Annotated in this window: 10 protein-coding genes; 7 read left to right on the forward strand and 3 right to left on the reverse strand. The window is 74.2% G+C overall.

Translation table 11 applies throughout. The annotated features are described in order from the left end of the window. From GUI43_RS32630 to GUI43_RS32650, 5 genes are all read left to right on the forward strand, one after another. Positions 1-589, forward strand: a 589-nt coding sequence (locus GUI43_RS32630) for a nucleoside/nucleotide kinase family protein (protein ID WP_112700632.1), incomplete at its 5' end; no start/stop codon positions are given. 163 nt (positions 590-752) lie between these two features. Then, entirely contained in the window at positions 753-1,151 is a 399-nt protein-coding gene (locus GUI43_RS32635) for a TraR/DksA family transcriptional regulator (RefSeq protein ID WP_091408390.1), read from the forward strand. Positions 1,152-1,199: 48 nt separating this feature from the next. Beyond that, positions 1,200-2,072, forward strand: a complete 873-nt coding sequence (locus GUI43_RS32640) for a DUF72 domain-containing protein (RefSeq protein ID WP_112587446.1) — start codon at positions 1,200-1,202, stop codon at positions 2,070-2,072. 111 nt (positions 2,073-2,183) lie between these two features. Further along, positions 2,184-2,369 carry a hypothetical protein gene (locus GUI43_RS32645; RefSeq protein ID WP_112587444.1) on the forward strand — a complete coding sequence of 62 codons (186 nt, stop codon included), beginning with the start codon at positions 2,184-2,186 and terminating at the stop codon, positions 2,367-2,369. Next, positions 2,362-2,790, forward strand: coding sequence for a DUF2267 domain-containing protein (locus tag GUI43_RS32650; protein ID WP_112587442.1), 429 nt, complete (start codon positions 2,362-2,364; stop codon positions 2,788-2,790). Before GUI43_RS32645 ends, GUI43_RS32650 begins: the two co-directional genes overlap by 8 nt. Before the next feature lie 44 nt (positions 2,791-2,834). Here the strand turns inward: GUI43_RS32650 and GUI43_RS32655 are convergent, their stop codons facing one another. Then, positions 2,835-3,614 carry a DUF72 domain-containing protein gene (locus GUI43_RS32655; protein WP_211326799.1) on the reverse strand — a complete coding sequence of 260 codons (780 nt, stop codon included), beginning with the start codon at positions 3,612-3,614 and terminating at the stop codon, positions 2,835-2,837. Between the two features lie 157 nt (positions 3,615-3,771). On the opposite strand from GUI43_RS32655, the gene GUI43_RS32660 reads away from it, so the two are divergent. Then, a complete protein-coding gene (locus GUI43_RS32660) occupies positions 3,772-4,077 on the forward strand; it encodes a hypothetical protein (RefSeq protein ID WP_091408405.1) in 306 nt (101 codons plus the stop codon). Positions 4,078-4,086: 9 nt separating this feature from the next. Then, complete coding sequence (locus GUI43_RS32665; protein ID WP_091408408.1) at positions 4,087-5,364, forward strand: cupin domain-containing protein; 1,278 nt, start codon at positions 4,087-4,089, stop codon at positions 5,362-5,364. A 145-nt stretch (positions 5,365-5,509) separates the two neighbouring features. On the opposite strand, the gene GUI43_RS32670 is transcribed toward GUI43_RS32665, so the two are convergent. After that, a complete protein-coding gene (locus tag GUI43_RS32670; RefSeq protein ID WP_112700635.1) occupies positions 5,510-6,172 on the reverse strand; it encodes a hypothetical protein in 663 nt (220 codons plus the stop codon). Then, the coding region (locus GUI43_RS32675) for an FtsK/SpoIIIE domain-containing protein (RefSeq protein ID WP_249037917.1) at positions 6,169-8,566 on the reverse strand (2,398 nt) is incomplete at its 5' end. The genes GUI43_RS32675 and GUI43_RS32670, both read right to left, overlap by 4 nt.

Consider the following 8,566-nt stretch of genomic DNA (forward strand, 5'->3'; position numbering starts at 1 on the left):
CGCCGCGACCGCCGCCGCCGGGCCCGCGCGGCTGCGGGTGGCCGTGGACGGCGCCCCCGCCGCCGGCGTCGACGAACTGGCCGCGGCGCTGGTCGACCCGCTGCGCGCCCAGGGCCACCCGGTGCTGCACGTCCGCGCCACCGACTTCCTCCGCCCCGCGTCGCTGCGCTTCGAGTTGGGGCGCACCAACCCGGACTCCTTCTACGAGGCCTGGGTCGACGAGGCCGGGCTGCGCCGGGAGGTGCTCGACCCGGCCGCTCCCGGCGGCAGCGGCCGGCTGCTTCCGTCGCTCTGGGACGCCGACGCCGACCGGGCCAGCCGCGCCCGCTACGTCGACCTGGCACCCGGCGGCGTTGTCCTGGTCAGCGGCTCGCTGCTGCTCGGCGGCGGCCTGCCCTTCGACGTGACCGTCCACCTGGAGTTGTCCCCGGCGGCGCTGCGCCGGCGCACCGAACCGGCCCAGCAGTGGGCGCTGCCGGCCTTCGACCGGTACGCCGAGGAGGTCGTCCCGGCGAGCTTCGCCGACGTCGTGGTACGCGCCGACGACCCCCGCCGCCCGGCGCTCGTGGAGCCCGGCGGCAACGACTGACAACAACCGAGAATTCGTCGGTTTGCGCGCCTGATCGGGCGGGTACTCGCCCGGCTCACAGAGCGCTGGTGATCGCCCGCGCACCGAACGCGACCGTGACCGGGGCCCCGCGCCGCCGGCACCCGGTTCACTTGAGCCACAGGCCCAGGAAAGGCAGGCAGCGATGCTCGTCCACGACACGGTCGGTACGACCCGGTCCCAGACGGAGATCGACCAGATCCGACAGTCGCTCCAGGCGCGCTACGACGAGCTGACCGCGGAGTACGACCAGGCGGTGCTCCAGAGCCAGGTGCTGCGGCTGGTGGAGGTCGGCGACACCGCCGGCGACGACCAGGCCGACAGCGGCACCAAGACCGCCGAGCGGGACACCGCCCAGTCCCTGTTGCGCACCATCCTCGACCGCCGCGCCCAGTACGAGCACGCCCTCGGCCGGCTCGAGGAGGGCACCTACGGCTGGTGCGAGGGCTGCTCGGCGGCGATCCCGGTGGAGCGGCTGGAGATCTTCCCGTCCGCCACCACATGTGTGACGTGCAAGCAGACTCGCGAGCGGCGGGCGGCCTGAGCCACCCCAGCGGTTGCCGGTCGGTCCGCGACGCGATGGACTTCCACAATGGGTGACATCCTCGTGGGCACCGCGTCCTGGACCGACCGCACACTGCTGGACTCGGGGTGGTATCCGCAGACCGCCGACACCCCGGAGAAGCGGCTGGCCTACTACGCCCGGCAGTTCCCGCTGGTCGAAGTGGATGCCACCTACTACTCGCCACCCGCCGAGGCGACCGCACGGCTGTGGGCCGAGCGCACCCCGGCCGGCTTCACCTTCAACATCAAGGCGTTCAGCCTGCTGACCGGGCACCCCACCCGGGTCAGCGCGCTCTACAAGGACCTGCGTCCGGAGACCGACAAGAAGAACGTCTACCCCGACGACCTGCCCGCGCAGTCGTACGAGGAGGTGTGGACGCGCTTCCTGTCCGCCCTGGACCCGCTGGTCGAGGCCGGCAAGCTGGGCGCGCTGCTGTTCCAGTTCCCACCCTGGTTCACCATCAAGCGGGCCAACAAGCAGTACCTGCTGGAGGTGGCGAAGCGCTGCGCGCCGCTGCGCCCGGTGTACGAGTTCCGGCACGCCTCCTGGTTCGACGGCGACAACGCCGACGAGACCCTGGCCTTCCTGCGCGAGCACAAACTGCCGTACGTCTGCGTGGACATGCCGCAGGGCCACCGCTCGTCGCTGCCTCCGGTGCTGGCCGCCACCGCGGACCTCGCGGTCATGCGTTTCCACGGGCACAGCGACAAGTGGACCAGCAAGGACATCCACGAGAAGTTCGGCTACCACTACTCCAAGCGGGAGTTGGCCGACTGGGCGCCGAAGCTGCGCGAGCTGGCCGACGAGGCCGGGCAGACCCACGTGCTCATGAACAACTGCTACCGGGACTATGCGCAGACCAACGCGAAGACCCTCGCGGGTCTGCTCGACGCCGGCTGACCTCACCCGATCAGGGTGGGGACGACTCACCCCACCCGCGGGGAGGGTGGACGCGGTGGGTACGGCCGTCCGGGGACGGCCGACGCCGGAGACGACACGGAGGTGACGGGGATGACGGTTCGACTGGTGACGGATCGACGGCGAGGTGCCGTCCTGCACGTGGTCGGCACGGCCGACAACGCCCGGCGCGCCCCGCAGGGCAGCCCGGTGCGGGCCCGCCGTGGCCCGGTGGGGCCGCCGCGCCGCGCCGACGACCGACGGTGGGACACCACGGAACGGGGGTCGACCGATGGCTGACTCGATGATTTCAGCGTTTGAGTCCTCGCTGGACAAGACGAACCTCATTCTCAAGGACATCGAGAACGCCTACGGCTGGCCGAAGGAACGGCGCAACCAGTCGTACGCGGCCCTGCGCACGGTGCTGCACCTGCTGCGCGACCGGCTGCCGGTGGGCGAGAGCGTGGAGTTCGCCCAGCAGTTGCCGGTGCTGGTGCGGGGCATCTACTTCGACGGCTGGGTGCCGTCCGACGTGCCGATCAAGCTCAACCGCGACGACTTCCTCTACGAGGTGCGGCAGGGCTTCCCGTACGACGCGGAGGGCGGGCCGGAGCGGGTGACGCAGGTGGTGCTGGACACGCTGCGCCGCCATGTCACCCAGGGTGAGTGGCAGGACGTGAAGGACACCATGCCCAAGGACCTCGCCACGATGATGCCGTGACGGCCTGACACCGCGAGCCCGCCCGAGGAACGCCTCGGGCGGGCTCAGTCGCCGGAGGTGTCCGCCTCGGCCGGCGTCGGCACCCGGGACACCGGGTGCCCGGCCGCGCGGGCCAGCGCGGCGAACGCGACAGCGTCCACGATGGCGGCGCCGCCCGGGTCGTTGTTGAAATAGACGTACGCCGGCTCGTCCTCGCCGAAGGCGTCGGTCAGCCGCCGCACCCATGAGGTGAGCGCCGCTCGGCCGTAGCGGGGCCACGGCCGTGCCCGCCCCTCGTGCAGGCGGAGGTACCCGAAGTCCGTGGTGCGCCAGCGCGGAGCGACCGGGCGCCCCAGCCGGTCGGCCCAGACCAGCGCGGCCCGACGCCGTTCCAGCACCGTCCGGGTGGCGTCGGTCCACCAGGAGGGGTGCCGCGGCTCGACCGCTACCCGCACCTGCGCCGGGAACAGTCGCAGCGTCGCGTCCAGCGCCTCGACGTCCGCCCGCAGGTTCGGTGGTAGTTGCAGCAGCACCGGGCCGAGCCGGTCACCGAGCGCGGTGGCGCGGCCGAGGAACCGGGCCACCGGCTCCTGCGGGTCACGCAGTCGCTTGATGTGGGTGAGGTAGCGGCTCATCTTCACCGCCACGCAGAAATCCGCCGGGGTCCGCGCCCGCCAGGCGGCGAAGGTGTCCCGCTCGGGCAGCCGGTAGAAGGCGTTGTTGACTTCGACCGTGGCGAACCCGGCCGCAAAGTGCTCCAGCCAGAGCCGCTGCGGCAGCCCCTGCGGATAGAAGCGGCCGCGCCAGTCCCGGTACTGCCAGCCGGACGTGCCCACCAGGATCACCACCCCATCCTGGCACTCTCCGCCGCCGCTCGCGAACTGCCCGTGTCGCCCCGGTTCGGCGTCTACGGTGAGGGTTAGAGAAGATCGCGCGTGGGGTACCACCCGCAGCACGACGGACCCCGGCGCACGGCGGGGCGGCACACCCGAGGGAGTACCGATGGCACTCAACGATGACGACATGCAGACCACCGGCGGCGGCGGCGCGGAGGGTCCGGCCGACGGCGGCGCGACCCCCGGTCAGCACGACGGTGGCGCCGACGGCGGCGCGGAGGGTCCCGCCGACGGTGGTGCCACCCCGGGTCAGCACGACGGTGGCGCCGACGGCAGCGCGGAGGGTCCCGCCGACGGCGGCGCGACCCCCGGTCAGCACGACGGTGGCGCCGATGGCGGCGCGGAGGGTCCCGCCGATGGCGGTGCCACCCCGGGCCAGCAGGACGGTGGCGCTGACGGCAGCGCCCGGTAGCGGCTCGCCATGACCTACCTCGACCCGCCGGGCGGCCACCACGGCCGCCCGGCGGTTCCGTCCGCCGAGGCCACCGCGGCGCTGGCCCGCTGCGTCTCGGTCGAACCGGCCAAGTTCGCCGCCGCGCACTGGGGGCACACCCCGCTGCTGTCCCGCGCCGCCGAACTGCCCGACCCGGCCGGTTTCACTGACCTGCTCAGCCCCGCCGACGCCGACGAGCTGCTGAGCCGGCGCGGCCTGCGTACCCCCTTCCTGCGCGTCGCCAAGGACGGCCAGTTGGTCGCGGCGTCGCGCTGGACCGGCGGCGGCGGCGCGGGCGCCGAAATCGGCGACCAGGTGCTCGACGAGCGGGTCCTGGAGCAGTACGCGTCCGGGGCCACACTGGTGTTGCAGGGGCTGCACCGGATCTGGCCGCCGCTCGTCGACTTCGCCCGCGACCTGGGCCTCGCGCTCAACCAGCCGTTGCAGATCAACGCCTACCTGACCCCGGCCGGCAGCCAGGGCTTCGCCACCCACTACGACACCCACGACGTGTTCGTGCTCCAGGTCGACGGCCGCAAGCACTGGCGGATCCACCCGCCGGTGCTGCCCGACCCGCTGGAGAAGCAGCAGTGGGGCGGCCGCGCCGACGAGGTCGCTGCCACCGCGCAGGGGCCGGCGGCGCTGGACGTGGTGCTCGCCCCCGGTGACGCCCTCTACCTGCCCCGGGGGTGGCTGCACAGCGCGCAGGCGCAGGACGCCAGCTCGCTGCACCTGACCGTGGGCATCCGCGCGCTCACCCGCTACGCCCTGGTCGAGGAGTTGTTGGCGCTGTCCGCCGAGGACCAGCGGCTGCGGGCCAGCCTGCCGTTCGGCACCGACGTCGCCGACCCGGACGCCATCGAGCCGGAGCTGACCGAGACCGTGGAGGCGTTGCGGGACTGGCTATTGCGCGCCGACCCGGGCGCGGTCGCCGCGCGACTGCGGCAGCGGGCCTGGCCGGCGGCCCGCCCGGCGCCGATCCGACCGCTCGCCCAGGCCGACGCGCTGGCCACCCTGGACGCCGACTCCCGGGTCACAGTGCGTCCCGGCCTGCGCTGGCAGTTGGTGCCGCACGATTCCGACACGGTGGCGCTGCGGCTCTTCGACCGCACCATCACCCTTCCGGCGAGCTGCGAGCCGGCCGCCCGCGCGCTGCTCACCGGCACTGTCACCCGGGTCGGTGACCTGCCCGGCCTGCCCGACGACGCCGACCGGGTCACCCTGACCCGCCGACTGCTCCGCGAGGCCGTGCTCGTCCCGGCCTGACCGGCGGCGCGGCGCTGATCGACTCGGTTTTCAGGAAACTGCGGTGTCCGGGAGGCCGGGACAGCGCGGTTTCCAGGAAGCCGAGTCGATCACGCCTTCGGCAGGCGGCGAGAGGGCAGCGCCGGCGGGACCCGCCGCGCGTGGGTCAGCGGCCCAGGATCAACAGCAGCACCGTGGTCAGCAGACCGGCACCCAGGACCACAGTGATCGGTCGCGGGCCGAGCACCGCGTGCCGGCGGTCGGCCAGCACCCGGGCCGGCACCAGGCCGACCAACGGCCCGAGCAGCGTCACCACCAGCGCCAGCACCGGTAGTCCGACCGCCAGGTCCCCGCCGTACCCGACGCCGAGCGCGCGGGCGCCTGCGCCCAGCGCGTACGCCAGCACGCCGCCGGCCACCCCGCACAGCGCCAGCAGCGGGTTGACCGAGCCCGGCAGCTCGCCCGGCTGACCGGCCCGGTCGAGGAGGTCACGGGCCTTGGCGAGCAGCAGCACCGGGTCGGTGGCCCCGATGCCGATCGCCGGGGCGGGCGGGGCGCCGAGGCGGCGGGCACCGAGGCGCGAGCGGACCTGCTGCCACAGGTGGGCCACCTCGGCGTCGACCCGTTCCTGCTGCTCACGGGCGGCGACCAGCTCCTCCTCGGCGCTTCGGAGCTGCTCGGCCGCCTCGGCAACGGCCCGCTCGGCGGCAACGCACTGCCGCTCGTGCCAGGTGTGCGCCTCGTCGCGCTGCTCGCGCACCCGCGCGGTGAGGTCGGCCAGCCGCCGCAGCTGCGCCGCGTACGTCTCGCTGGTCACCGGTTCGTTCATCGTGTCGGTCCATACGGGATGATCACCTGTCCGGTGCGGTGCACCGCCCGGTCGAAGAACAGCCCCCGCCAGGGGCGGGGATACCAGTCCGGGCCCCCGGTGCCCGGGTAGAGCGACGAGCCCAGCTCGCCGCCGTGCGCGTCCAGGGCCACCCAGGCGCCGATCTGGTCGGTACGGGCGGCCGGCCCACCGAGGTCGGCGCGCATCCGGGCGACGCCGCGCCACCAGGCCAGCACGTGCGTGCGTCGTTCCGGCCCGTCGTGCATGATCCGGCGCAGCTGCTCCAGGCCGGTGCGCCGACCCACCCGGGCGGCCAGCGCACCCGCTGCCGCGTCGACAGCGAACAGCAACAGGTAGTGCGGGCTTGCCGGGCCGCTGAGCCCCTCGGCCGTCTCGGTCATCAGCTCGCCGACGGTCTCCTCGTCGTACCAGGCGGCGTCGTCGGCCAGGTCGTCGTAGAGGGCGCGGGCGATCGGGTCGGCGTCCGGGTCGAGGCAGGCGATGGAGAACCGGGCGGTGCCCGGTGGGTGCTGACGGGCCAGCGACCGGGCCGCCGCGTCGAGCACCGCGCACGCCTCGTCGACGCGGGTGCCGAGCACCGCGAGGTTGCGGCCCGGGGCACGCGGCAGCCGCAGGGACGCCGAGCGGGACTGCACGTCGATGATCTCGCCGAGCAGGGCCACCGGGTTGCGGGGCACGGTCCCGTCCGGAGGGACGGCGAGCGCCCGGAAGTCCGGGGCGTCCGCCAGCCGGGGGATCGCGTCGCCGTCGAAGAGCCGGGCGGGCGCCGCGTCGGGGGCCCGCATCCGCCACAGCCGGTGCTGCAACCCGCTCCAGGTCTCCCAGTCGCTGGCCGACGGGATGCGGGCCACCTCGTTGCCCTCCACCATGCCCGACTCGGCGTTGACCACCGCGTGCCAGCGCGGCAGCGACTGCGCCGCGTCGTTTCGTTCGGCGAGGATGCGCAGCGCCTTGGGCAACGCGATGCGCAGGGTGAACTGGGCGACCAGCGCGGGGCGGCCCCACAGCGCCTCGATGCCCCGCACGTCCTGCGAGGCGAGGACCAGGTGGATGCCCTGGGACCGGCCGCGGCGGGCCAGGTCCTCCAGCAGGTCGGCCGCCTCCCGGGCGACCACGTCCCGGCCGGCCAGCAACATCTGGAACTCGTCCACCACGGCGACGATGCGTGGCCAGTGCCCGGTCGGGTCGACGGCCCGCAGCTCGGCCAGCTTGGTCACCTCGTGTTTCTTGGCCGCGTCGGCGCGTCGGCGCAACTCCTCGGCGAGGAAGCGCAGCAACGCCAGCCCGAACTCCCGGTCGGTGTTGACGTTGATGCCGACCAGCCGCATGTGCGGCAGCCAGCTCGGGTCGCGCCGGCCCTGCGCGAACCGCGCGAAGGAGACCCCCTCCTTGAAGTCCAGCAGGTAGAACTCCAGCTCGGCGGGGGAGTAGCGGGCCGCGAGCGCGCCGATCCACGCGAAGATCAGGTTGGTCTTGCCGGTGCCGGACGGCCCCCCGATCAGCGCGTGCGGTGGATAGTCGCCAAGCGTCAACCGCACCGGCCGACCCTGTGGGCCCTCACCGATCGGCGCGGTCAGCCCGTCGGCGGAGTCCTCCCGCCACATCAGCTCGGGCGGGGGCAGCAGGTCGGTGAAGGGGGTCGGCGGCGGGCCCGCGTTCACCCGGGCGGCGACGTCCCGGCAGGTCTCGGTGACCAGCGCCGCCGGCGGCGGTGGGTCCAGTCGGACCGGCAGCCCGGCCGAACCGCCGATCCGCGCGCCGGACACACCGGCCACCACCCGGGTCACCGTCGGATCCTCCGGCAACGGCACACCGTGCACCACCAGGTGTACGCCGCAGGCGGCACCGGCCCGCACCACCCGGTCCAGTTGCCCGCGCTCGTGCCGGTTCAGCTCCTCCCCACCGAGCAGCACCGCCACCCGCCACGGCTCGGGTCGTCGGCCGGTCGCCGCCGCCAGTTCGCGCAGCGACGCGTACTCGCCGGCGAGGACCGTCTCGTTGATCCGGCGGATCTGCTCCACCAGGTCGTCCAGCAGTGGGCCCAGCCCTCCCGGCCCGACGAAGGTGAGCAGCCCGGCCGTGCCCAACGGAGCGAACCCGGCCAGTCCGCCGCCGAGCTGGTCCGGGTCGTACCCGATCAGTCGTACCGCCCCGGGGTCGGCGCGGCCGACGGCCCGCAGCAGCAACGCGGACACCACCGCGTCGCAGCCGGCGCGGTCGTCCCCGGAGAGGTGGACGTGCCCGGCGTCGAGCAGCGGCACCAGCGCGGGCACCGGGTCGACGCCGTCGATCCGGACCGTGCCGACCCGCAGCGCTCCGGGCGGCTCGGCCCGGCGGGCGGGCGTGGGCGCCCACCCGGCCCAATCGGCCCCC

The organism is Micromonospora noduli, assembly GCF_003264365.1.
In the GTDB taxonomy this organism is placed as follows: domain Bacteria; phylum Actinomycetota; class Actinomycetes; order Mycobacteriales; family Micromonosporaceae; genus Micromonospora; species Micromonospora noduli.